The 23,603-nt window shown below is 42.7% G+C and carries 21 protein-coding genes and 1 pseudogene; 9 read left to right on the top strand and 13 right to left on the bottom strand.

All coding sequences use genetic code 11. From position 1 onward, the window contains the following. Window positions 1-230, bottom strand: a pseudogene (locus QUB26_RS22340) (integrase); the annotation flags it as partial. 337 nt (window positions 231-567) lie between these two features. Here QUB26_RS22340 and QUB26_RS22335 point away from each other — a divergent pair. The 4 genes from QUB26_RS22335 (at window position 568) to QUB26_RS22320 (ending at window position 3,229) form a co-directional block, all read left to right on the top strand. Then, window positions 568-984: a XisH family protein gene (locus tag QUB26_RS22335; RefSeq protein WP_106332495.1), complete on the top strand. Its 417-nt coding sequence runs from the start codon at window positions 568-570 to the stop codon at window positions 982-984. After that, window positions 972-1,301 (top strand): XisI protein, encoded by a 330-nt coding sequence (locus QUB26_RS22330; protein ID WP_106332496.1) that lies wholly within the window; start codon window positions 972-974, stop codon window positions 1,299-1,301. Before QUB26_RS22335 ends, QUB26_RS22330 begins: the two co-directional genes overlap by 13 nt. Before the next feature lie 537 nt (window positions 1,302-1,838). Next, complete coding sequence (locus tag QUB26_RS22325; protein ID WP_333319801.1) at window positions 1,839-2,204, top strand: GNAT family N-acetyltransferase; 366 nt, start codon at window positions 1,839-1,841, stop codon at window positions 2,202-2,204. 134 nt (window positions 2,205-2,338) lie between these two features. Further along, complete coding sequence (locus tag QUB26_RS22320; RefSeq protein ID WP_333319799.1) at window positions 2,339-3,229, top strand: hypothetical protein; 891 nt, start codon at window positions 2,339-2,341, stop codon at window positions 3,227-3,229. Window positions 3,230-3,412: 183 nt separating this feature from the next. Here the strand turns inward: QUB26_RS22320 and QUB26_RS22315 are convergent, their stop codons facing one another. After that, window positions 3,413-4,177, bottom strand: a complete 765-nt coding sequence (locus QUB26_RS22315) for a DUF4058 family protein (protein ID WP_333319797.1) — start codon at window positions 4,175-4,177, stop codon at window positions 3,413-3,415. Between the two features lie 644 nt (window positions 4,178-4,821). Between QUB26_RS22315 and QUB26_RS22310 the strand changes: the two genes are divergently transcribed. From QUB26_RS22310 to QUB26_RS32085, 3 genes are all read left to right on the top strand, one after another. Continuing rightward, window positions 4,822-5,085, top strand: a complete 264-nt coding sequence (locus tag QUB26_RS22310; RefSeq protein ID WP_333319795.1) for a hypothetical protein — start codon at window positions 4,822-4,824, stop codon at window positions 5,083-5,085. A gap of 832 nt (window positions 5,086-5,917) precedes the next feature. Then, window positions 5,918-7,411, top strand: coding sequence for an IS5 family transposase (locus QUB26_RS22305; RefSeq protein WP_333319793.1), 1,494 nt, complete (start codon window positions 5,918-5,920; stop codon window positions 7,409-7,411). Between the two features lie 433 nt (window positions 7,412-7,844). Beyond that, window positions 7,845-8,075, top strand: a complete 231-nt coding sequence (locus tag QUB26_RS32085; RefSeq protein ID WP_445299632.1) for a DUF3846 domain-containing protein — start codon at window positions 7,845-7,847, stop codon at window positions 8,073-8,075. A 174-nt stretch (window positions 8,076-8,249) separates the two neighbouring features. On the opposite strand, the gene QUB26_RS22300 is transcribed toward QUB26_RS32085, so the two are convergent. From QUB26_RS22300 to QUB26_RS22250, 11 genes are all read right to left on the bottom strand, one after another. After that, the gene (locus QUB26_RS22300; RefSeq protein ID WP_333319791.1) at window positions 8,250-10,127 is read right to left on the bottom strand and encodes a hypothetical protein; all 1,878 of its coding nucleotides are present in this window, start codon (window positions 10,125-10,127) and stop codon (window positions 8,250-8,252) included. A 119-nt stretch (window positions 10,128-10,246) separates the two neighbouring features. Beyond that, window positions 10,247-11,392, bottom strand: a complete 1,146-nt coding sequence (locus tag QUB26_RS22295) for a hypothetical protein (RefSeq protein ID WP_333319788.1) — start codon at window positions 11,390-11,392, stop codon at window positions 10,247-10,249. A 12-nt stretch (window positions 11,393-11,404) separates the two neighbouring features. Next, the gene (locus tag QUB26_RS22290) at window positions 11,405-12,175 is read right to left on the bottom strand and encodes a hypothetical protein (protein ID WP_333319785.1); all 771 of its coding nucleotides are present in this window, start codon (window positions 12,173-12,175) and stop codon (window positions 11,405-11,407) included. Next, the gene (locus tag QUB26_RS22285; RefSeq protein ID WP_333319783.1) at window positions 12,165-12,542 is read right to left on the bottom strand and encodes a hypothetical protein; all 378 of its coding nucleotides are present in this window, start codon (window positions 12,540-12,542) and stop codon (window positions 12,165-12,167) included. Before QUB26_RS22285 ends, QUB26_RS22290 begins: the two co-directional genes overlap by 11 nt. Further along, window positions 12,532-14,184, bottom strand: a complete 1,653-nt coding sequence (locus QUB26_RS22280) for a hypothetical protein (RefSeq protein ID WP_333319781.1) — start codon at window positions 14,182-14,184, stop codon at window positions 12,532-12,534. The genes QUB26_RS22285 and QUB26_RS22280 overlap by 11 nt, the downstream gene beginning before the upstream one ends. 81 nt (window positions 14,185-14,265) lie before the next feature. Beyond that, the gene (locus QUB26_RS22275) at window positions 14,266-16,308 is read right to left on the bottom strand and encodes a hypothetical protein (RefSeq protein WP_333319779.1); all 2,043 of its coding nucleotides are present in this window, start codon (window positions 16,306-16,308) and stop codon (window positions 14,266-14,268) included. A gap of 14 nt (window positions 16,309-16,322) precedes the next feature. After that, window positions 16,323-17,444 (bottom strand): hypothetical protein, encoded by a 1,122-nt coding sequence (locus QUB26_RS22270; RefSeq protein WP_333319777.1) that lies wholly within the window; start codon window positions 17,442-17,444, stop codon window positions 16,323-16,325. 52 nt (window positions 17,445-17,496) lie between these two features. After that, window positions 17,497-19,209: a hypothetical protein gene (locus QUB26_RS22265; RefSeq protein WP_333319775.1), complete on the bottom strand. Its 1,713-nt coding sequence runs from the start codon at window positions 19,207-19,209 to the stop codon at window positions 17,497-17,499. A gap of 74 nt (window positions 19,210-19,283) precedes the next feature. Then, a complete protein-coding gene (locus QUB26_RS22260; RefSeq protein WP_333319773.1) occupies window positions 19,284-19,886 on the bottom strand; it encodes a hypothetical protein in 603 nt (200 codons plus the stop codon). A 12-nt stretch (window positions 19,887-19,898) separates the two neighbouring features. Further along, on the bottom strand, window positions 19,899-21,194 hold the full coding sequence (locus QUB26_RS22255; RefSeq protein WP_333319771.1) for a S8 family serine peptidase: 1,296 nt from the start codon (window positions 21,192-21,194) through the stop codon (window positions 19,899-19,901). A 263-nt stretch (window positions 21,195-21,457) separates the two neighbouring features. Beyond that, window positions 21,458-22,489, bottom strand: coding sequence for a patatin-like phospholipase family protein (locus tag QUB26_RS22250; RefSeq protein WP_333319768.1), 1,032 nt, complete (start codon window positions 22,487-22,489; stop codon window positions 21,458-21,460). A 677-nt stretch (window positions 22,490-23,166) separates the two neighbouring features. On the opposite strand from QUB26_RS22250, the gene QUB26_RS22245 reads away from it, so the two are divergent. Both QUB26_RS22245 and QUB26_RS22240 read left to right on the top strand, forming a co-directional pair. Then, the gene (locus QUB26_RS22245) at window positions 23,167-23,331 is read left to right on the top strand and encodes a hypothetical protein (protein WP_333319766.1); all 165 of its coding nucleotides are present in this window, start codon (window positions 23,167-23,169) and stop codon (window positions 23,329-23,331) included. Window positions 23,332-23,385: 54 nt separating this feature from the next. Further along, entirely contained in the window at window positions 23,386-23,598 is a 213-nt protein-coding gene (locus QUB26_RS22240; protein ID WP_333319764.1) for a hypothetical protein, read from the top strand. Window positions 23,599-23,603 lie beyond the last annotated feature (5 nt).

The following is a 23,603-nucleotide window of genomic DNA, read 5'->3' as shown; positions in this document are numbered from 1 at the left end:
CGCAGAGCCGCCGTATGTCTGTAGCGCAATGCCGCCCAATTCAAAGTCATTGCGTCACACTCAGAGCCCGTCAGCATCCGGGCCATGATATTGAGTCCTTCTCTCATGGTTGCCTTTGACCGTTCGCTCCCCAAACTGTCGAGGTACACTGCTGCTGGATGCTGAGTCAGGGGTACTGGACAGCGCAGATTCAAGGTTTCGGGCTGTTGCTCTCCAAGTAAGTTGAGCATTTACTCTTTCAAAGTGATATTATAAATACTAAATTTTACGCCTTTAACGGCGCAAAATATCGATCGATTTGGCTCCTCCCTCGGAGAGCCCTCGCCGTCTGGGAACGGACTCGTGTGTTTGCTCCTGTTCGTAGAAGAAGAACACCTTTATGCAGCTTTAGTCTGTTTTTTTGGGCTACTTGCTGTGGAATCGCCTGATATTGCTTTATAGCTGGTGGGTGGGAGAGTTATGCGAAGTGGGGGGAATTTTTGGGGAGTGCGATCGCCAATGGCTGTAATGATATGATGGCGGAATGGCAATCAATACTGCTCGGTTAAGCATTTTCGTGGCTATGATATGTCAGCTAAAGATATTTTTCACAATGCTGTTCGTTCAGCTTTAGAAAAAGAGGGATGGATCATCACTCACGATCCTCTTTTTATCAAGGTAGAGGAACTTGATTTTTTTATCGACTTAGCAGGGGAGAAAATTTTAGCAGCAGAGAAAGATGGCTTCAAAATTGCTGTAGAGATTAAGTCTTTTATCGGTGCATCTGATTTAGCCAGCTTTTATATAGCTTTGGGTCAATTTCTCAGCTATCGTTCTGCCCTGAGAAAAAAACAACCGAACAGAATTTTGTATTTAGCAATAAACCAAGATGTGTATAATGATTTTTTCAGCAATCGTTTTATTCAAGAATTAATCGCAGAGCATCAGCTCAAATTACTCATTTTTGATGCTATTCAAGAGGGGATACTTTTATGGAAAGAGTAAACTACAGAGAATTAATCCAAACAATTCTGTCTCAACACTCAAGGAATGACTTGGATACTGAAACAGAAGTTCAATTACTTTTTGATACCGAACGGGAGCATTATCATGTAGTTCATTTGGGCTGGGACGAGCAAAAACGGGTTTACGGCTGTGTGATTCACGTCGATATAAAAGATGGTAAATTTTGGATTCAGAGGGATAGAACGGAAGCGGGAATAGCGAATGAGTTAGTAGCCGCCGGAGTTCCCAAGGAAGATATTGTTTTAGCTTTTAAAGCCCCTTACGTGCGTCAATTTACTGAGTTTGCAGTGGGGTAATTGGGAGACGGAGAATTTACATTTTCATCAAAAATAAAGTATTTAGTTTTGTCACGCGAGCGGAACTTACGCTTATAGAACCCATTTGAGATCTATTGCTGTAAGCGTAAGCCCTGTGCGATATCGATTTGGGATCTTTTGCCACCATTGCCCCATGATTTCTCGTCTTGTGGCTATTGAGTTATGTGAGACGACTTGTTTGTCTGCCTTATTTTTTAAGAAAAGATGTCAAATGGGTTCTATACCGACCCGACACCTGAGAGTTTGCCACAAATACTGCATTACTGCATCCGTCGGGGGTATTTCTTAATGCGGCGGGTGAACGGGGTCAAAGAGAAAGAAAAGGCGATCGCATCCGAGGTGAGGGATAATCGGTTCAGGGACTCTAAAAATAAATAATGTTGGAAAGTTCATCGAAAAACATCGCTCGAATGATGGTTCGCGATCGCCTGCAGACGAGAATACCGACTGCAAGTAGACCCGGACGAAGACCAATATTTCACTGCCAAACTCCTGTACCGCAACACCGCAATTGGTATGCTTCAATGCGTTTTGTATCCGCCCGATAAATTGGTGATAGGCGATATCTTGATTCGCGACGATGTAATTCACACTCCAGAACACTTAGGGGCAGCTCTTTTGAGGCTGCTAGTTGAACCCAAATCAATCGATTACCGTCGCAGGGGGCTGGGAACTCACCTGTTGCAGTTTGCGATAAAGAAAGCTCGTCAGCGGGGAATTAGGCGAATCTGCGGTTCTCTAACTCAAGAAAACATCAACAACAATCCCAACCTTGTCAAATGGTACAAGAAGCATGGATTTGAAATACGGACGCCTTCACAGGAGAACATCGAAAATGCAGTTTGTGGAATTTCTTTTAATTTAGAACAGAAATTAAATTAATTACGTCTTGCGATCGCATATACCTGTTGTTGCACCAGTTCGTACATCAAAGATATCACTTTTTTTGCACGGCATGAAAAACTTTTACTTTGTAATACAATTGTGGAATCTATACCCTCGATCTCCATTGCATCATGCCGCCAATACCAACAGTCACAGTTAAGTCAGGATACAAGCCACAATCAATCGATACCAGCATTGAGGCTGACGTGTTGATGTTTCAGCTATTGCGGCAGTTAACGCCCCAACAAAAAGTACAACGGACTTGCGCTTTCAATCAAGCGGTGCGAAGGTTGGCAATATTAGGAATAGAGAGCCAGTATCCCAATGCTACTGAGGCAAAAGTTCGGCAACAATTTATTAAAAGGTGCTTGGGTGCTGAGTGGATAGAAGTTTTATCAGACAGTAAAGATTGGGGTGAACTCGTGATTGCAGATCCGATCGAATTAGCGCAAAAAATAGCCAGCATCTTGCTACCGCTGAATATTCCCTATGTGGTGGGCGGTTCGGTGGCAAGTTCGCTGCTGGGAGAGAACAGGTCTACGCAAGATTTGGACTTAGTGATTGACCTGGAAGCGCAAACAGCACGGAGACTAATTGATGCGATGTCAGGCGAGTTTTACATCAGCGAGTCTGCTGTGAATGAAGCAATTGCTAAGTCAAGAATATCGCCCCGCGAATCATCTTTCAATGTGATATATTTGCCTTCTATGGAGAAAGCGGATATTTTTGTGATGGGCAGCGATGACCCTTTTTCCACTTCGGTGATGAGTCGTCGCCAACTTTACCCTGTTAGTGGCTTAACAGAGGAGGGAATCTACATTTATTCGCCCGAAGATATCGTCCTGCAAAAACTCAGTTGGTACAAACTAATTCCTGGCGGTTCCCAAAAGCAGTGGAGGGATGTGTTGGGAGTTTTGAAGGTGCAAGGGGAACGACTCGATCTCGCTTACTTAAACCAGTGGGCTGTTACACTCAAACTAACAGATTTGCTCTCTGGAGCGCTGCTTCAATCAGGATATTAACAGTCGGCCATTGAGAATGAAACTTTCACAACCAACAGCTTGCTATTACTAAGAAAATTCACTTGTGAATTTAAGCAACTTTCGTAAATTGAAAAAGCTCGAAAAAGCTATAGCGATAACCAGGCTAGCGAGGAAGCGGATGCCACACAGGGGGCTGCAAAAGCACAACAGCGTCGAAAAGCGTTAGCTTTCCGATGATTCTGCCAAAGACTGCACAAAAAGAAAGTCACTCTCACTCAGCGGTGGGACGGGCTGTACGGAATAATCGATTGCCAAATCTAGAGCCGCCTCCTGATAAACCTGTTCCAAAATCTCAGCTAAATTCACAACAGGTTCTTCATCTGGTGGCTGCAAAGGAAACAAGAATTGGGGAATCGGTTCGGTTACATTAAACGGGTAAAGTTCAGCTTCAGGACGGAGATTAGCGCGACTGACTAGAATCCGGTAGTCCGTGAGAATCCCTTCTGTCATTGGCATAAAGTTTCCCGTTCTCAGCAGATCGATTTCAACCAAATGAGTAGCACTGTTGAGAACTTTTTGTCGCTTGGTTAGGTATTTGTCTCGACCTTCACCCACTCGTTTATTCTTGGGTGAGAGAACTTCTACAACCGTTACCACCTTCCCAGTCTTGACCTCCCGAATCTCTAGATAGCGTTCTGTGATTTCTTCAGTCAGGGGCAATGTTACTCGAATTGGTTTAGTTAAAACCCCAGTTGTTACACGATTCGGGGCTCCCGAGGTTTCAGGGTTTTGTTGAAAAACCGAGGCATCTGGAATACCGACCAGTAGAGAATCCATGTAAACCCGTTTTTCTACAGCAGCTCGGTATTTGGGTATGAGTGAAGGATTAAGCGATCGGGCCAACTCGATAATCAGCCAGGAGTGAACTTCTGACCACAAAGCAAGATTTTCAAGATAAGGATTCATTCCTGGAAAATGCAGTTTCATAGGAATATCTCTGTTCTGTACAAAACTCATTATGACATAATTGTTGATGGGCTGCACTAATAACTCTTACATACTTAGAGTTTTGTCGAGCAAAAAATTCCACATTTCTCTAATTTACAGAAGTGTGAAAATATCAATTATAATTACAAATTTTGTTGCTAGATAAATCTGAGAATTTCTCACAATCCCTACAACAATAACAGTTCGCTCGCTCGTCTATAGCAATATGAATACCGATGTTCGCTTTAAATTAAACGGTATTGAAGTAGGAATAGATACAACTGCCACTAATACAGCAGATTGTAGGTAATACCAATTCACTATGAAGATACACTAAATGAGGCTGATGTCTTTGTTGTTGGAACTATATCCTTAGCGTTATATTAAATGCAGCTTCATAGTAAATTGGTATAAATAGAGTACACTTAAAATAAGTATAGCAGTAGCAGTAATGAAACCATTACCGATCGAGCAAGCGAGAAAAAGTAGTCAAAGCTTATGAACAGGGTAACACATCAAGCACGAAAACTAGCTGCTAGATTTGATGTGAGTAAATATGATTGTCGAACGACTGCTAAAACGCAAACAAATTACAGGAGACATTCAACCCTTGCGTCAAGGTGGAAGTCTCTAACGTGAGTTGAATGGATATTAAGCGTCAACTTCATGAACTGGTAGAAAAATATCCAGATAGCACTTTGTCAGAATATTGTGAATACTGGGGAAATATTTACGGACAGTGGATAAGTCCTAGTACGATGTGTCGAGAATTAAAAAGGCTGGGACTAACCAAAAAAAAGACGCTACGAAGCAGTCAAGCGGCGACAGAACGGGTGCAAAAATTAAGAGGAAAATACTGGGACAAAGTGAAAACTATACATCCCGAAAACCTGGTGTTTATAGATTAAATAGGTTTTTATTTTTTGATTAACAAATATGCTCGATCGCCTCATGTTACCAGAGTATCCGATATAAAACCATTTTACGGTCGGCGTAAAAATAACCGCAATTGGAGCTATTAGTATTAAGAAACTGGTGGCATTAATGACAATAAATGACTCAATGGATGGCAAGGCTTTTGAAGTGTTTACCCTTAAAGTTTTTATTGCTGGAACTCGGGGAAAGCGGTAGTAGTAATGGATAATTTACCACCAATATAAAATGGCTTTTATTGCACCGATGATTGAAGCAGTTGGTGCAAGTATTATTAACTTATCACCGTATTCTTCTGATTTTAATCCCATTGAATTATGGTGATCGCAACTTAAATCTTTTCTGCGTAGGTTTTCTCCAACTACAACAAAAATGATTGATACCTTAATTGCCGCATCACTCGATTTAATAAATCCTCAACATCTAAAAAACTGGTTTACTAAATGCTATTACTGTCATCTATAAGCTTGCAATCTGCTGTATGTCGCCAAAAATGACATAAATCAAAATTCAATAACGGGGGTAAAAAGAGTTTAATTCATAGCGTTGGAAAATTGAGTAATTCCATCGTGAACTAAAACTATTGACCGGGTTGAGTCTTGCCAATGTCGTCGATCTCAAATACAAATAAATCATATTGCTTGTGCAGTTTTACTCTGGACTTTCTTTAAAAAAAACGCCTATTTAGGGCTTGCTGGATAAGTGCAGAAAGGTTACACGGCGCGGTTATACGATCGCGCGATCGAGAGTAAAGTGCAAGATAAACAGGTAAAATAGGTCAAAACCCGTGCATCACCACCTGCGATCGTGTACAAGAAAGCTGAGCTTGCTCTCCTCCCAGCCTTAGACTTTGAACTAGCCAACGGGTCTAAATTGTCTGCTGACAACCGTTGGGTAAAAATGGCCCAAATAATCCCGTGGTCTGAATTTGAATCAGAATATGCGGCCAACTTCCCCACAGAAAAAGGCTTAAGGGCTAAATCATTTCGGATGGCATTGGGGGCATTAATTATCAAAGAAAAATTAGGAATTAGCGATCGCGAAGTAGTAGAACAGATCCGGGAAAACCCCTATCTACAATACTTCATCGGTCAATCGAGCTACAGCAACGAACTACCATTTGACCCATCTTTATTAGTGCACTTTCGCCAAAGAATTAGTCCCAACCTAATTAATAAAGTCAACGAACGCATGGTCGAAAAGATGCGAGAAATTACCCCAATCCAACCCGAAAAAAAAAAGGATTCGGACGCCAAAAATGAGTCAACCAATCGCGGTAAACTAATCGTAGATGCAACCTGCGCTCCCGCCGATATTACCTATCCGACCGACTTAGGACTATTAAACAGAGCCAGAGTTCATACAGAAAAAATCCTAGACATCCTGTATAAACAAATCAAAGAAAAAATCCATAAAAAACCAAGAACCTACCGTAATCTAGCAAGAAAAGACTACTTAGCAGTAGCCAAACAAAGACGACCCACCCGCAACAAAAGAAGACAGGCAATTAAAAAACAACTTCAATACATCAAAAGAAACTTAGCTCATATTGAACAGCTAATCGAGTCAGGTGCGACCTTAGAAGGTCTGAACAAAAAGCAATATAAAACCTTGCTAGTCCTCACAGAAGTCTATCGCCAACAGCAATGGTTATTTGATAACAATAAACAGAGCATTGAGGAGAGAATAGTAAGTTTAAGTCAACCCCATATCCGTCCCATTGTCAGAGGGAAAGCAGGGAAAAGTGTAGAGAGGCGAGCTAAACTATCAGCCAGTTGTTTTGAAGGATATGTATTTTTAGACCGGATGAGCTGGGATAACTTTAACGAATCAGGGGACTTGAAAGCCCAAGTAGAAGCATATCATAGGTTCACAGGATATTATCCAGAGTCCGTTCATGCAGATCGGATTTATCGAACCAGAGAAAACCGAGCTTGGTGTCATGAAAAAGGCATTAGAATCAGTGGACCACTCCTAGGGAGACCCCCAGCAAATGTCAGCAAAGAAAAAAAGAGGCAAGCGTTGGAAGATGACAGAATTAGGAATGCGATTGAGGGTAAATTCGGGGAAGGTAAACGAAGATTCGGTCTCAATCGTATCATGGCAAAACTTGATAATACTTCACAAACAACTATTGCTATCACTTTTTTAGTCATGAACCTTTCTACCTGGTGGCGCCGGGTTTTTTATGTGTTTTTATGTCGAGCGGATCAAACAATGCCTGTTTTTGGACTTAACATAAGTTGCGCTTATGTCTCACTCAAAATAAACCAGGAAAAACTCATCGTTAACGCTGCTTGAATATATCGATCACTCCCGCTCGCCAGAAATCGATCGATTATTCAGCAAGCCCTATTTAGTAGGTAAAAATTTCTACCAGTTAAAGCATGAATTATTGTCTGAATATCTGAAAAGGAACTTAGAACTCCAACTCTCAAGCTGACACCTGCTTAACAGCAAATTAGGTGATTTTTTAGAAGTTAAATTTTCGACCTCAATGGCGCTCGCTTTATTAAATATCTCCAGCGATCGCTCTTTCTTGGCACGCTACATATAGTGTGCTTGCGTAAGTCCTGTTTGTGAGATTGATATAGCATAATTGACGATCGCTCCGTCATTAAAAATGTTTTACTGTTTAGTGAACTCGAAAAGGCTTGAAATCAGAGAATCGGCAGAAATGCTGACTCTTGCAGAAATGCAAAATTTAGTAGGAAATCCAGGTTAATCTGCTTACATTGAAGTTGCTTCCTATAACAGTTTCAGCGATCAGGCAATTAGGTTGATTTGTGAGGATGAGTTTTTAAGGAAAGAGATAAATTCTACTTGCAAAACTTGTAATGGAGACATAATCCACGGTCAAGTTGTGATTTTAGGCACTTCGCTCGAAGAAGAAGATTTCACTCTCTTAACCAAAGAGCAAACTGAAATCATCAAAGCTGAAATTCGATTGGTTCGTCGTAAATAAAGCCCTTTACCGGGTCGCTCCTGGCTACTGATTATGCAGCAGTGCAAAATCTCATTGGGTAGGCTCATCAAAAATGCCCGACAAGAACAAGAATACTGACGCATGGAGTAAGGATAGTCTTCCCCTGGGGTTCGACCCGATCGCCTGTTCTCTGATACATTTTTCCTGTGACAATTAATCCACGCCGGTCAAGTCTGCGCCACCAGGGGGAAGAATCGGAACGCTCTCCTGCTTTTCCTCTTCCAGACGTTGATCCAATTCGTCGGATAGGGCAACTGTATTAATAGTGGTGGGTTTGAGTGCTGACTCATTTACCGCCTGTTGGCTATCGCTCGCCGCCTCCTCGTGCTTTTCCACTTCCACTGGTTCGTCTAACTCGTCAAAAGAAGGAAAGACGGTAACAGTGACGGGTTTAGCTTCTGGCTCTGTTACGGCTTGTGCCTGCGCGATCGCTTCCCGCTGCTTTTCGGCTTCCAGTCGTTCGTCTAACTCGTCGAATAAAGAAACCACGGATACAATGACGGGTTTAGCTTCGGCTTCCGTTACAGTTTGGGCCAGATCGCTCGCTTTTTCCCGTTGCTTTTCCTTTTCCAGTCGCTTATCTAACTCGTCAAATGAGGGAAGAACTGTAACAGTAACAGGTTTAGCTTCGGCTTCTATTACAGCTTGTGCCTGCGCGATCGCCTCTTCCTTATGCTTTTCTGCTTCCAGGCGTTTGTCTAACTCGTCAAATAAAGGAAGCACGGGTACAGTAACAGGTTTAGCTGGGGCTTCTGTTACAGTTTGGGCCAGATCGCTCGCTTTTTCCCGTTGCTTTTCCTTTTCCAAGCGTCGATCGAGCTCGTCGAAGGGGGAAACCACAGTAGGGGTAGTAGGTTTAAGCGGTGCCTCAGTTACCCCTAGCGCTGAAGAAATCGCCTCTTCCTTATGCTTTTCCGCTTCCAGGCGTTTGTCTAACTCATCAAAGCAAGAAACCACGATGGCTGAAACCGGGTTAGATTCTTCAGTCGCTTCGCTAAGGGGATTCGATGGCATAGAATCCTGCATTTCTAGCCCCAAAGCAGCCGCTGGTGATTGGTTTTGTGCCTGACTTGCCTGTTTAGTCTGAAGTAGGTTGAGTAGCTCAACTGCCAAAGCTTTCGCATCTATTGGCGGTTGTGGCTCCTCGCTGTCTGGCGTCACGGGTTTTTGAGCGATCGCCTTCGGCATCGCTATAGTGCTATCGCCCCAGACTTCGCTAACGCTTACCGCATTAGCGTCAGTCTGCGGAGACTCTGGAGGTGGAGAAACTTTTGTCACTGGCTCAGAAGAAGCCGGTTTGGGCTCAGTGACTTGAGTGTGGGTTAAGGGAGGGGATGGAGGTGGCTCTGATGTTGTCTCTGGTTGGGCAGACGGTGAAGCGACAGGGACAGTTTCAGCACCAAACTGAGTTTCTACAGCAAAGGTAACAGGAGGTTGGAATGATTCAAATGGCTCCACAGCAAAAGCCTGGGTGGGATTTTCCAGACTTTCTAATAGATAGCTGCCCAGAGGCAAACGTTGAACAGCTTGGGCGGTAGACAGTTCCGATAAATCAGGTTCTTGACTGGGAGATTCCAATACAATTGGCTCGTTCCAATCAAAAGCTTCGGCAGATTCTTGATGGGGAGATTCCAAGACGATTGGCTCGTTCCAATCGAAAGCTTCGACAGTTTCTCGATCGCGAGACTGCACTACAATTGGCTCGTTCCGATCGAAGCTTTGGGCTTGAGAGACTTCAGATTGAGGTTGCGGTTGTGAATCTGGCTGGTTTGGCTTGCCGTGTAACTGCTTATCTAGTGCAAACAATTTGCTTGTCTTGGCAGAAGATAGAGCTTGGCTGGGTTCGGGGTGCGATGCCTGGGGTTGTGTCTTGGTTTGCCCTGCCAGCCGTTGAGCCAATCCAAACAACCCCCCAGAAGTAGAGGGTTGTTGTGGCTCAGATATTGGAGGAGGCTGTTGCTGCGCGGGTTGCTCTTTCAGTTCCTTTGCTAATTCAGCTAGGCGATTAGGTTTTTTATTAGATTTCACCATCACAGCACCTCCATTAAAGTTTCTAACGTCTTCAAATTAAAGTAATTTTTTTGAGAGTTTTATTGGCTCTCTATATTGTCTAAGCAGATGCCATAAAATTTACAAAACTATCTTCATATTTACGGTTTTTTGGGGGCAAAGCCCAAACCCGATCGCTTAGTTTGACTGGCGGGTTTAGATTTAACCGGGCTGTCTGACTGTTGTGCGTCCAAAGCGCGATCGAATTCATCAAATCGCTGTTCCAAATCGACAACGTTTGCTTGTTCTGTCTCTTCGATTTCCCGATCGAATGTATCAAACAGTTGCTCCAATTCCAATTCAACCGTTCCCAAGTCAAACACGGTAGCATAGGGCATATCTGTGCCCATTTGTTGACTAACAGCGTTGCGTGAATTAGCATTTATCTCCGGTTGGGGGGGTGAAGGACTGGCGGAACTGGTGGAAACTTCGACGGGTGGGCGGGTTTGCTGGTTGATAATCTCTAGTAATGCAGCGGCTAATTCCTCCAAGGTGGGCGATTTGGGGGCGGGCGGTTTCTCGGTATCTGGGACGGCTGGGGGCTGTTGGTTGTCTGGAGGAGGCGCGTTAGCGAAGCTTACCGTTCCTCGAAGAGGTTCCCGTAGGGTAGATATCGCTTCAGAGTTTACTTCATCCTGAGAATTTGCGACTTGCCAGGTGGGGCTGACAGCAGGGACTTCTTGAGGGGGCGGGGCGCGATCGCTAGTGGGAGGATCGGCGCGGGGAAAACTGTTGGAATGATATTGCAGGCGAATCGGTTCGTTGTAGTCGAAAACCTGTCTTTGGATGGCGGGTTTTGGGCTGGGAGGCGCGGGGATGGAGGGGCGATCGCTCTGCGGTAGACTGTTATTTTGCCGGCGAGATTGCAACTCTCTTTCCAATTCCAGCCACCGATTGCGTCCTGTTGGCTGGTACTGAGGTGGATTTGCTGGTTGTGCTTGAGGGAAATTTTGTCTGTCGGAAACCCTAACCCCCCAGCCCGCTTCCTTCGCAGGGAAAGAGTAGCCGGAAAGCCCCTCTCGTCTCAGGGGAGGGGTTGGCGAGGAGTCAAACCCATCAGTTAAGTGACCAACCGGATCTTGAATTGCCTGTCGTTTTTGGCGCAACTCGGCTTCTAGGGCGAGGAGTCGGTTGTTTCCCCGGTACTGAAGGGGGTAGCTGCTATCAGACAGGGATGGGCGCGATCGCTCTAGCGACTCTTGAGAGAGTGCTGGTGGGCGATCGCTGCTAACATCGAAGTCTGGCATAGAGGCTTACGTTCAGGATTTCAGATTCATGGAGATGACGGCGTAAGGGTCAAGAGCAACTTTTAGCTGTTGAGTTTTGCCTTTAATTTGGTTTTCCTCCAGTTGCAGTTTTAATTCATTAATATTGGCAGAAATCACCTCGACTTTTTCCCCGTCTAAAGTGGCGGTGGGAAACTGCTTTAGAGATTGTGCCGTTGCTAAATTTTTTATAGATTGCGGTACGTCTGCTAAATTTTCCCCTTGCAAAGTAATCACTGCTTTGCCGTTCCCCCTGGTCAAACTAGCTTTAGAAACTGCGGGCGGTTGTTGTCCGCGATAAAATTTATTAACTGCTGCGGCCAGTTGCTGGTAATCGACAGTTTGTTTCAAAGCTGAGTCAAGTTTCACTTGGCGATTTTCAATTGTGTCCCGCAGTTCGCGTACAGATTGAATGCCAATTTTTTTCAGTTCTTTTTTAGTGGGTTCTGGCAAATTGACGCGATCGATGTGGAATCCATCATCGTATTCAAGTTCTGCCATTTCCCGAATTTGATGGTCGCGGATGGAACCTAGCTTGACTGAGAGTTTTGCTGCTCCGGTTTCTCCTGGTTTAGCGGTGGTAAAATAGACTTTATCGCCGTCAAATTCAGGAAACAGTTGCAAATCTAGCGCTACATCTTGCACCATGTAACTGAGTTTGCGATTGAGTCCTTTGACTGACAGCATCTCGTGAGCGTCTTCTAGTTCCTCAATCAGGGAATCGAGGAAGGAATTTAAATTCCAGGGGCGATTTTTAGGATTCACGATCGTTAATTACAATCCGCAATGTCAGGCGATGAAACACGGGCATGATTGTTGTCTCGGTTTTTTGCGTGGGTGCGGAGGCTTTGAGGGCAACTCCTGCGGCTGCTTTGGGTTCCACCCGCAATTCTAGAGGCATGGCGACTTTGACTTCGCTAATTTTGAGTGCCTGTCCGGTGATTGGGTCTTCTAGGGGGTCGCCGTAGTCTACCAGTTTGTCGATGACCTGGGCTAAGGGGGTGAGGATATTGTTACTCTCTTCGCTTCCCCTGCTCTCCTGCTCCCCTGCTTTCCTGCTGCCTAAAGAGTAATCTGCACCTAAAGGAGCGATCGGTTCTGGTGGGGTATTTGCAATTGTCTCAGTGTCCATTGTTCGTTCCCCTTTGCTTGGGTTGTAGGGTGACGGGGGTGGTTGGTGTGGGGTTGTCGAAGAGGACTTTCATACCGTTGAGGAGGATGGGTTCGTCGGAGAAGGCTACAGTTAAGCTAGATGCTACATAAGGAAATAAACTTTGCATGATGCCAAACGACTGAACTGGTTGAGGCACATCAAGAAACAGTGGCAAACAAATCCAAACTTTTCCTGCACCATTGGCGTAGATGTCTCTAATATCTACTTTTTTGCTTGAACCATCCAGTGTCAGCGGGCTTAGATCCACATTTTCGGGCTGAAGACCTTGAGGAATATTTTCTAGAAAGGTTGTAGTCCCATTATTCGTGGAGACGGACTTTGTACGGAGAAAATTTTCCCAGTTCTTAGTGCTTGGATTATATTTAGTAATTTGAACGCCACCGTAATCACCACCATCGCATAAGAAGACGTAGCCACCCGATTTAGAGGCGATGGAATTTTCATAAATTGTCATGCCACAGGATGTGATTAAGTGAATATCAATTGCAGAATGCTGTGAGTTTTTTAAGCGCCCTTTAGCATGATCTAGACAAACCTCTAATCCAAAGACAATTGGTTTGGGTGTACCATTAAAACAGATATTATTGTACTGAAATACGGAAAAAGGGTCGTAAGGCACTTTTTTGTCTTCTGAACGAGGCTTTGCTTCTGCTAAAGAGATGTCGTCGTGTACTACATCATCATGGTTCAGCTTATTTATTGAATTTGAATTAAGTTCATTCTTTTGTATAAAATCAATAGGTGATTTAAATTCTTTTTGTACAATAAGGCTAAACCTATTGTCAATAAGCTTTATTTGTTCTTTATCAGAAGAAACTAATTTTTTATATCTTTTTATTTCCCTCTCAAGATTTTTAATTGAGTGATTGATTTGCTTTATTTCTTGTTCAAGACTTGTTTTTCTAGATATTTTAATTTTTTTATTATTTTTTTCTTCTATAGTTTTTGTTAGTTGCTTATTAATTCCTTCCAATGTTTTCTCATTTTCTCGTAATACTTTTTCGTTTGAGCCTAGTCGTGATTGAAGGTTTGGCAAATTTTTTTTAAACACTTTCAATCCTCCCTTTTGAATCAGGGAATAGTTAAAGACTATTTTGTCTGTAGAATTATATTGTTCGCAAAAACCAAGAATTGTACCAAAGACAAATAACCAATCTTGCCATTGCGAGTCCTCAACTAATGTTGACAATTTGCTAGCTATTAATTCTACATTATCTACTAAATATGCACCTTCTGAACCTCGAAAAAAAAATTCAGGAACCATAAATACCTTGAGGACAGATTTATCTGTACTTGCTTTTGAAAAAGCAATCTCTAAAGCTCGCTTAATTAAAGCAATTCTTGCCTGAATGTCATCTTGTAAATTTGATAATCCTGCATAATTTTTTTTGATATATAAATGACCATATAACTGAAACCAGTAATTAGTCCAAGAATTTACATAGAAATCTAGTAAGTGTAAACTGTTGGTTTGACTCAATTGAGTTGTAAAATATGCCTCATAAGAATTTCGCACAATAGCTATCATATTTGAGTCATATTCATGTTTGGGTGATGTATTAATTTCGTATGCAATAAATTGAACTGAAAGATAACCCATACTGCCTCCTATTACTTATCATTAGTAGTCGTTAACGAAATAGCTAACTGATATAATTTTTGATAAACCACCAGTTTTGTTTTATGCACCCACTCCAATAAAGTGAGCCACCGTAGGAACAGGAAAATAAACCAAATGCTCCGACAATTGCATCACCTGCCCATTCCCATCTGTCTGTTCCACTTTTTTCAGTACCACTTGCTGCAACTTCATTTCCGGGTACGCCCACAGTGCCACCGCATCCCCCCGATGCCCTTCAAATTGTACTTTGTTTTGTGCCACTTGACTAAAACTATCCTTAAATTCCGAAGATATCAGCGCCGCCAATTCCGCTTCTTCCAGTTGGGGATAGCTGGAAATTTTCCCGATTAAATCGTTCAATTCATAGGGACTCATAATTAACCCCGTTTTCATCCGCCCCGATTGACGGGTAAAATCTTGGTCGTCAATAATGCTGACTGTTTCCATCCTGGCGTTGCTGTTGCGTTCTGGTTCCAGGGCAAAGTAATACTTGCAATCCCAGGTTATCCGCCGCATATTTTCCGTAAAATTGCCGTGCCAAACCTTGTGCCAGTAGGCGCGGTGCTGTTCCACATCGTTGAGGGGAATCACCTCCCCAGCATTGCCCATGCGGTCAAAGCAATATTCCCTGGTAAAGTTAACCAATTGCGTCGCATTGCTGCCCAATTGCTTTTGCACCTGACTGGTTTTCGATTTCGCCACCCACACCAAAGCCACAGAAACAATATAATCTTCATGCGGCTTCAGCCTGGACAACTGCCGCCAACTCAGCCTCGGTACTGCCGCTAACCTGCCAGAAGTAACATTCTCAACCTGATATCTATCCTCAATCAAAATTTGCAAAGTCGTCGCATCGGTAACTAACAGGTGCAGTTCCCCTCTGCTAATCGTCCGAGGCGTATTCACAATCAAAGGAAATGCCACATCCGCGTCGCAGCGATACAGCGCCTTCAATCGCCCCCGAATCATCTGAGGTCTGAGATCCGCAAATTGCAACCGCACCCCATCCACCCGTTCAAAATCCGGCACTTGGGTAGGCGCAGCTAACCCCTGACTGAAATGGCGGGCGCTGTGATGGACAGTCCTTGTCCCGTTGCTATCCAATGAAGCCGCCATTGACAGTAATTTAGGGTTTTCCAGCATCAAATTGGTCATTGCTGAGAAACTTTGCAGCAGGGGATGGTTAGCATCCTCCCATTTACTCCCCGACTCAACCGTAAATGCTCGGACTACATCAACCAACCCCTGTTGTTCGCTGATATCCAGACTCATCGCCCCGGCGGTTTCGCTATCCGCATCCGCTGATTGTCCCTGGGCAACTTGGGCAGCTTGTTTGAGCAATTTAGCTAAGGTTTCAGTTACGGAATCATCGCTTTTAGATTTCTTGGCTTTTTTCTGCAACAAGCTTGTCAGTTGCTTGATTGTTTCCTGGTCAGAAAGCAATTTAGCTAAAATAGCCGTTCCATTATCAGCACCATTTGTTTGAGCCGCTGCACTACCGTTGCTAGACCCCCCACCTAAAAAGCTGCCAATAGCCGGAAGAACATGGGGCAAAGCTTTTGCGACTGTAGGTAAAAGTCTGCTAGCCACTCCAGAGACTACACTAGCTAGCGTACCCAAAAACATGGCCTCGCTAACAGGAGTCTGCTCCTGATAAGCAAATGGCACAGTTTCCACAACGGGCGGATTTGTTCGTCGATCGGAATCAGTAACAGTTGGTGTTTCCATCACAGCAGTCTCACTGGAAGACATAATAGGCAAATCATCATTATTAGGGGGGTTAGTTGCCAACACTTCCACAATATCAGAAACGGCAGGTCCCTCTTGCGTCTGGGTTCTAAAAGAAGTGATTTGAATAAATCTGTTTTGGCAATCGAAGTCTTTTTTTGGTACTTCGAGAACAGTCCGTCCTAAATTACTTTCTGGCAGAGGGCCAATCAAAGGAGAAGTAGATTTAGGATTTTTTATCAGCGTCAGCCCTTTAGCATGAACTAATTCCCCGTCCCCAATGGTATAGAAATAAAATGTGTTTGTACCCAGATCCACTTGAAAGCGGTTGTGAATTTCATCACTACTTTGAAATTGCAAAAACGCTAATGCCATCGCTTGCAACTCCATCAACTAACGGTTTCAGCCGATTCTGATGCTTGACCATCAGCGTTGCTACCTCCGGGCGATTTTTTGTCTTGGTTCCGCTGCCCTGATGGTTGCAAAATATCTTTAAAGTTATCAAGTTTGAAGTAGTCGGATTTGAAATTAATTTCTACTTCCCCATGTACCTTAGTGGATGAATCTGTTGTAGAGGTACTGTTTGCATTAGCCGTTGAAATAGCAATATTAGTGTGGGTGTCAGTGGTTTGAGTCCCAGCATCAAATCTGACTCCCAACCAAGAAAGAAATGAAACACCTCCTCCATAATTGTCAGTTCTACCTTGTGAATGAATATTTTGCTCGTGGGCGTTATCCGACTTTCTAATGTTTTCCTTTGCCGTGATATTGAAATCAACAGAAGCTTTAATTTTACCGTTCTCTACGACCATGCGGTTCACGCCCATTAACAGCATTTCTTCTAGCAAGCGTTGATTCTGCCGCACAATCTCTAACTTAGCTCTAGCAATCTCGCCTTCAAGTTCTGCTTTGTCTATTTCATTTCCATCCTTATCAGCCAATTGCATCTTTCCACTATTCCCTTCATCAAAGCCTATCACACCGGAATTAGTAGAACTAGCTAATATCTGGAATTTATCACTGAACTTTTCAGCTAAAAACAGCTTGGCAGATTCGTCATCAATAGTCTTTATCAACTCAGAAACTGGCTTAGTCAGTTGTTTAACTAACTCCACATAGGAATTCATTTGGTCTTGGGTGACCTGGAGGTTAGCATCGAAAACCGACTTGAGCAAATCTTTAACAAACTTAGGAAAATCAATTTGCCGCAGTGTGTTACCAGCCAGTTCTCCCTGTTGTTCAATTCGCCGGTTCAAGTGGCGGTTGTCATTAATCATGTCACCTGCTGCCATCGCTCCAGAAAAGCTTTGTTGGGCAGCCAATTGTCCATCCAGGCTTTGTATTTTTTTGGCTCGTTCCTGCTCAACCAACTGGTTATAGAGAGTGTTAACTAAATTTTTGTACTGTTCAAATTGTTGCTCGCGGTCTAATTGGCTAAAATTTGGCTGTTTGCTTAACACCTCGCGAGCTTGTTGGCGAGCTTGGTCTTCCATTTCTCTCTCTGTCGGCATTGGTACTTTTCCTCCCTAAAACTTGATGAACTTCGATGAGTATTGTCCTGATTTACCAATCGTCAAAATCGTTATCCACAGAACCCGCCCCAGCTAGACCCCTGCCGTTGTTAGAGGGAGTGGTTTGACTGTGGGCAGACAGTCTGCTAATAGGAGCAAAGGCAAGCTGACCAGAAGAAAGAGAAGCCTGAGCAATAATCCAAGCCTCCGCTGCCTTGCGAAATTCATTAAACTGCTCTCCCGTAACCGTCTCTTCATCAAACTGAGCAATCCACTCAAAGATTTTATTTCCTTGAATTGCTAGAGTTTTAATGGCTTGGGTTTGAATAGGAACCCCAAATTCTTCCTTAACAATTCGTTCGATAATGTCCCACAAGCTTTGGCGACGACCACCAAAGTAGTTACGAATTTCCTCACTCTTGATAATCTCTATAGCTTCTCGCAAGTGGGCATAGTCTTCTTGAACTTGCAAGTGCGCCATACCAGTCATGTGTTCAGTCAAATTTTGCTGTAAATTTCTAGTCAATTGATAAAGCCGAGCTTTGGAAACCCCATTATTGTTTAACGAGTCCCAATGAGATTTATTTTCTGACTTTTGAATGTACTGAACAACTTCCACCATCAACTGCTCCCAGTAGATGGGGAATGCTTCATTAACAACCATGTTCTGGAGTACCTGCCCATCACCTTTATTCAGGACTCGCTTATAAAATATGGCTCTCTCTTCTGGGCTACTGCGATTTTCACGTCGTTTGTGGAAACGATAAAGTTTTTGTGCCGTCTCACCTTCAGGAATATCCAAAACCCCAGTTGCCCATTTTAGGATAAGTAAATTTGTTGCATCAAATACGTGCAAGCACTCACCTATGTAGTAAATATAATCCAGCATTCCCGCTGCACGGATATTATCCTGTATAATCCCTTGATGTTCGACTTCATCAAAAGTATCTACTACAAAATTAGATTTGGGAATGATCCCATTACAAAACGCTATATCTAGAGGATCGTTAGTGTTAGGAGGTTTAACAGAATTTATCGCTTCTTGGTAAGCAATAGCCAAATAAGGGCTATAGATTGACTGGGAAAAATCTTGGACTTCGTTTTCACTATCAATGGGTAAATTTAGTTTGATTAGATAATCAATCATTACCTGTTTAACTACAGGTCTATGCACATTTGATGATTTAGTTTTTTCAAGATACTGTTCGACATACTCTGGAATATTTCCTTCTTTTTTGAAAGTCTCGAATAGCTTCATAAAAGAAGGAATTAGTTCGCCGCTTTTAATAGAAATATTCCCCCTTACTATCAAGTCTACGAGGCGTTTGATACGAGTTTGGCTTGTTATACTATTTAAGTTTATGAGTTGTTTATCAAAAACAGATGCAGCCAATTTTAGCAAGAATTTTTTTCTCGGTAAATCTCGAACTTGGTCTAAAACTGACTCATAAAGGCTATCAACATCAATAACTTTATCTTTTTCTCTAGCCAATTGAATAACCGCTGAATAAATAGCTTCTCTAGAAAGTAATAGGCGGTCAATAGCATCGAGGTTCTTGTTACTGTTAAGGCGGTGTGAAACTAAATTAGTTTGTCTAGATAATCCCTCAGTAGCACGAATTATCTTTAAGGCGTTTGGATATTCATCTTGAATTTCTTTTTCAGTATTTTGCAAAGCTTCAAAAGCTATTCTGTCAATTTCTTCCAGTGGTTTATTAGTTCCCAATACCAAGCCATTAGTCTCGATCCGAGAATTTAGATTCATAAATTTTGCTCCTAGCTACTATCAAAAAAATTGCCTTGAATTTACATTGTTTGGGAAAATGTCACTCAAAGAATTTACTCCACAAGAGTCCAATCAACTACGAGATAACCTTGATTATCTTTGTTGCCCTGTTCACAATTAGGAAAAAAACAAAGCGTTTCCATCGGACTTAATAGGATATCTTTCTCTATTTTACCATCGTCATTACCAGATGAATTATCACAAAACTCTACGATTTCTAGGCTGTGTCTTGATCTATTATCATTAATAATGAATCGCCTAATTAATAAGCATCCCACTGGGCTATCGTTTACGAAAACAGTTCCCGATCCTTTTGCTGAAAACTTACTAGAGGCAATAATCCAATTACCTTGAGCATTAAATCTCACTTTTCTTGAACCTGATGAAAAATTTTGAAAATAAGTCCCTTGCTGGGAATTAGCTAATACAACAAAACTACCTTCAGTAATTATCTGGTTGATTTGAGGTGAACCCATATATATCGCAGGTGCAATCTCCTGAGACTTACGCTGAGATTCATCTGTATCTATTATTTTCTTTGGTGTTGGATTTGGGTTGATATCGGAAGCTTCTAACTCACTTAGATTCTGGAAAAGAATCTGCTCGTTGCTATGCTTTTGTACCTGATTACCTTGGCTTTTATCTGTTTTTGGCATCGAAGTTCTCCATCAATTAAATTTGTAATTAAGCATTTGTAAAGCATCGGGCAAATTCAACCTGCCAAAACCAGCCTTTTGATGCTTAAATTTCGGATCGATTTTGTCAGCCGTGTGCTGCAAAATATGCTTTACTTGGCTATCAGATAAGCGGTGTTTCCACTTTTGCAATGCGTAAGATTTTAGCATAGCAACTGCCCCGGTAACAAACGGAGCGGCTTGAGAAGTCCCGGTAGAAAAAGCATATTTTTTTTCTACCCAAGTGCTAAAGACATTAGTTCCTGGTGCTACAATATCCACTTTGCTGTAGTTAGAAAAATTGGCTATTTCCCCACGTTCGTCAACTGCACCCACAGTAATGACATGGGGGAAAGCACCGGGGTAGTATGACTCTTCAAGACCGTCATTGCCTGATGCGGCAACAATAGTTACATCTTTGCGCTGGGCATAATCCACAATTTCTTGATGAGGAAATGCGCCACCTGTGTGCTTGATTCCCAGACTCATATTAATCACATCGGCCCCTTGGTCGATCGCCCATTTCAATCCAGCATTAATGTTATCAATCAACCCCGCCCCCACCCGTTTATTGCCGGACTTCATCGTTCCCAATACCCGCACTGGCAAAATTCGACATTGAGGGACAATTCCGACTGGAGCCGTTGCTCCCTTAGCAGCGATAATACCTGTTACATGAGTTCCGTGACCAACTTCATCATCAGGACAGCGATCGTAACCCAAGTGCTTTCCGATAAATTGCCCAGCCCCATCAATAATATGAACGAAGTCATCTCCTGCAAGCAAAGCATCTGTTAATTCAGGATGATCTAATTCAACACCAGTATCCAGAACTGCAATGATAATCTGCGGATCGCCACGAGTAAATAACTGGTGAGCAATATCTAAACCAATTGCTTGTCGAGCATGACAATTGATAGTCATGCTCATCTCACTCGCATAAATATCAGGTAAATTAGATTCAACAAGTTGACCAATTTCTATAGTTTCTACGATAGGAAGTATAGAAATTTCTAGGATTGTTTGCTCAGGAATGGGAATATTTTTCTGAACAATTAGTCGATAGACTCTATTAAGTCCACTCTCTAATTCTTCCTGTTTCCAGTCAACCCCGTCGAACTTATATTCCTTAGTTACCCAGACAGGAATATTGTATTTAGCTAAAACCGCATCGATATGAGGATGTATATTACTGGGCGCAGTCACTTCGTCTGACAGAAAATCCTGCCAATGAGGGACTGCCACCGTTGATAAACTTTTATTTAATTTTAACCTAATATGTTTTTTCATAATAATGTGTTTTACAAGCGACTCTAACGCCTTGGAACTGGGAAGCAAAAATCCATAACTCTAGCCATCTGTAAGATGAACTACGGATAAAAAAATGCGTCCTGCCATCAAGAGAATACAAAGGTCTTTTCATAGGAAAGTATCAACTGCCCTCCAGGTAAGGTCAAGGGAGAAATCACTTCCTCTCCTCCTATTTAGAACCGGACGTGAGAGTTACCAAACTCATCCGGCTCCTGCCATGCAGCCCAGTATTATGGGCAACTTTAGTGAATTACTTCACTTGAATCTATATGGTTGCCAATAGGTGTTGTTAAAATTTTACATAACCGATTTAGCTCATCTTTTCTTTCTTCAACGAGCTTATCTCCTAGCTGCTTGAGACGGTTAATTTGCTCAGTTTTCTTTCCATCCATAGGCACATCGTTCTCAAACTTCTTCTGAAAACGGTAATATCGTTGCTCATACTCTTGTTCGTCGTGGGATATCATAGGATCTAAGTATTCTAGGAGTTCATTTATTTGATCCTCAGATTCAGCAGAAGTTCCCATTGAAGCTATATTAAAAATAGCTTTGGCCCACCCATTTACCACACCAACATTTTCTAAATCTTCTCTAGATGGGCTAAATTGACCAGTTCCAAGAGAAACGATCAATTGGCTCTGTTTCTTAATGTGAGGGTAAAGTTTTCTTGCCCGAATGAGGAGATTCACTACTGGGTTGTTAATGTAGACTCCTCCATCTGTTAATAACAATGAACCTATTTTTTCATGTTTTAACTTGAAAGCAGGAAAGAAAGTTGGTGCTGCTGACGTAACTCTAGCTGCTTGCCAGACTGAAAGAAAGCCACTAACTTTATCCCGATTATTGAAATAAAATGGCTTATTGCTTAGAAGGTCATAGCTGTATACTGTTACATCACAATTTGGTGTTGTCGGCAACTCATGCAGAGATATATTTTCCCCAAATTTATTTTTGAGATAATCCTCAATATGTTGAGGAGAATACTGAGATGAAAATATTCCTGAACCACTTCCAGAGTTCCATGAATCAAAGATTTTATCGGCATCCTCTGTGTAAAATTTTAACACGTCCTCTGCTTTGTATATCTCTTGAGTTCCCGGTTTATAAGAGTTCAAAGCCAGTGCAATAATTCCTCCCGTTGATGTCCCACCAATTAGGTTAAATAATTCGTGGGTTTTCTTGCCAGTTGTTTCTTCGATATATGCCAAAACTTTTAACGGAATAATACCTCTAATCCCACCGCCATCAATCGATAAAATTCTTACTGTATGCACTATTTACCTCCAAATTATGTCTGAACAGCTTCTCGTTGGAAACACATAAGGGGTATGGAATAAAGGTGGAAATATGAGCTAGGTAATGAACGTAATTAATCTAACCTTCCTCTTACGCCGTCAAATTAGCGATTTCCCCTGCCTCGTACTTTTGCACCTTTTCCCAAGCCTTGAGCATCGCTCGTGAAAGCGCATCTATGGCTCGCGCCACCCAACGCTTACAACATCAGTTGAGTTGCCCATCCATTTTATGCAGCAACGATAAAGATAATCTCGCTCCTACAGTCAGTGCTGCCAAAATATTTGGCTCATATTTGAAGTGCGGTAAGCGTAGCTATGCCGCAGGCAATCGCAGCCTTCTGAAAAAATAGATGCGTGAGAATTCAATTTTTTATCCTCAACCTGGTAATGATGAAATACCTGCTGACAGAGGCAATACTTTTATCGGTTAGTTGGGAACCAGCTAACTGTCTTCTATCTTTCGATATAAAAACTATATTTCTTTAGATAGATGCTTGTCAAGGGGGTCTTACCCATTTTTTTGGTTATTTATATTAAGAAAATCTACAGACTGTAAAAATTTAACGCCTATTCGCAAACAATACCGTCTGAAGCGTCTTGCGATCGCTTACCGCAGGAAGTAAGAACGCCAGTTCCAGAATTCGGGGTGCATTTAAGTGGTGACAGAGGTACGATCGCTTTATGCCCCCAACGGCTGCAAGCTACAGGTCGCTTTCTGCAAGCTCACTCAACAAGCGATCGCCCTCCTGACGGCCCGCACCCCAACTGTTGCCCTAAACGGTATCCCCAAATCTTGCCCTAGTGATGGAATAGTTTTTTGAGAGTATCAGATAAATGAGGCGGTGGGGACTCAGCCGTTTCAACCGGCAAGGGCCGTGGCATCATTAATCTTCGCCGATCACATAACTGGCGATCGCTCTCATCCTCATCACCGGCAGGAAAGTGAAAACCTCAACAGTTTTTCAGAGGCGATCGCCCCCTGGGAAATAGCATCGAAACTGCACTGCTTTTCCCAGGCGCGAATAGCGCTGTACAAAAAGGACAGAAGCTTTTATTTCTTACCTGCTGAATATAGCATCAAACCCTAAAGAGC

The organism is Microcoleus sp. B4-C1, assembly GCF_036705285.1.
GTDB lineage: Bacteria > Cyanobacteriota > Cyanobacteriia > Cyanobacteriales > Microcoleaceae > Microcoleus.
Note: the sequence above shows the minus strand (reverse complement) of the source record. Positions and strands in the feature narration are given on the sequence as shown.

Excerpts from the sequence above, each read along its gene's own strand:
- QUB26_RS22335 (WP_106332495.1), top strand. The coding sequence starts at position 568 with ATGTCAGCTAAAGATATTTTTCACAATGCTGTTCGTTCAGCTTTAGAA.
- QUB26_RS22330 (WP_106332496.1), top strand. The coding sequence starts at position 972 with ATGGAAAGAGTAAACTACAGAGAATTAATCCAAACAATTCTGTCTCAA.
- QUB26_RS22325 (WP_333319801.1), top strand. The coding sequence starts at position 1,839 with ATGCTTCAATGCGTTTTGTATCCGCCCGATAAATTGGTGATAGGCGAT.
- QUB26_RS22320 (WP_333319799.1), top strand. The coding sequence starts at position 2,339 with ATGCCGCCAATACCAACAGTCACAGTTAAGTCAGGATACAAGCCACAA.
- QUB26_RS22315 (WP_333319797.1), bottom strand. The coding sequence starts at position 4,177 with ATGAAACTGCATTTTCCAGGAATGAATCCTTATCTTGAAAATCTTGCT.
- QUB26_RS22310 (WP_333319795.1), top strand. The coding sequence starts at position 4,822 with ATGGATATTAAGCGTCAACTTCATGAACTGGTAGAAAAATATCCAGAT.
- QUB26_RS22300 (WP_333319791.1), bottom strand. The coding sequence starts at position 10,127 with ATGGTGAAATCTAATAAAAAACCTAATCGCCTAGCTGAATTAGCAAAG.
- QUB26_RS22295 (WP_333319788.1), bottom strand. The coding sequence starts at position 11,392 with ATGCCAGACTTCGATGTTAGCAGCGATCGCCCACCAGCACTCTCTCAA.
- QUB26_RS22285 (WP_333319783.1), bottom strand. The coding sequence starts at position 12,542 with ATGGACACTGAGACAATTGCAAATACCCCACCAGAACCGATCGCTCCT.
- QUB26_RS22280 (WP_333319781.1), bottom strand. The coding sequence starts at position 14,184 with ATGGGTTATCTTTCAGTTCAATTTATTGCATACGAAATTAATACATCA.
- QUB26_RS22275 (WP_333319779.1), bottom strand. The coding sequence starts at position 16,308 with ATGGCATTAGCGTTTTTGCAATTTCAAAGTAGTGATGAAATTCACAAC.
- QUB26_RS22270 (WP_333319777.1), bottom strand. The coding sequence starts at position 17,444 with ATGCCGACAGAGAGAGAAATGGAAGACCAAGCTCGCCAACAAGCTCGC.
- QUB26_RS22265 (WP_333319775.1), bottom strand. The coding sequence starts at position 19,209 with ATGAATCTAAATTCTCGGATCGAGACTAATGGCTTGGTATTGGGAACT.
- QUB26_RS22260 (WP_333319773.1), bottom strand. The coding sequence starts at position 19,886 with ATGCCAAAAACAGATAAAAGCCAAGGTAATCAGGTACAAAAGCATAGC.
- QUB26_RS22255 (WP_333319771.1), bottom strand. The coding sequence starts at position 21,194 with ATGAAAAAACATATTAGGTTAAAATTAAATAAAAGTTTATCAACGGTG.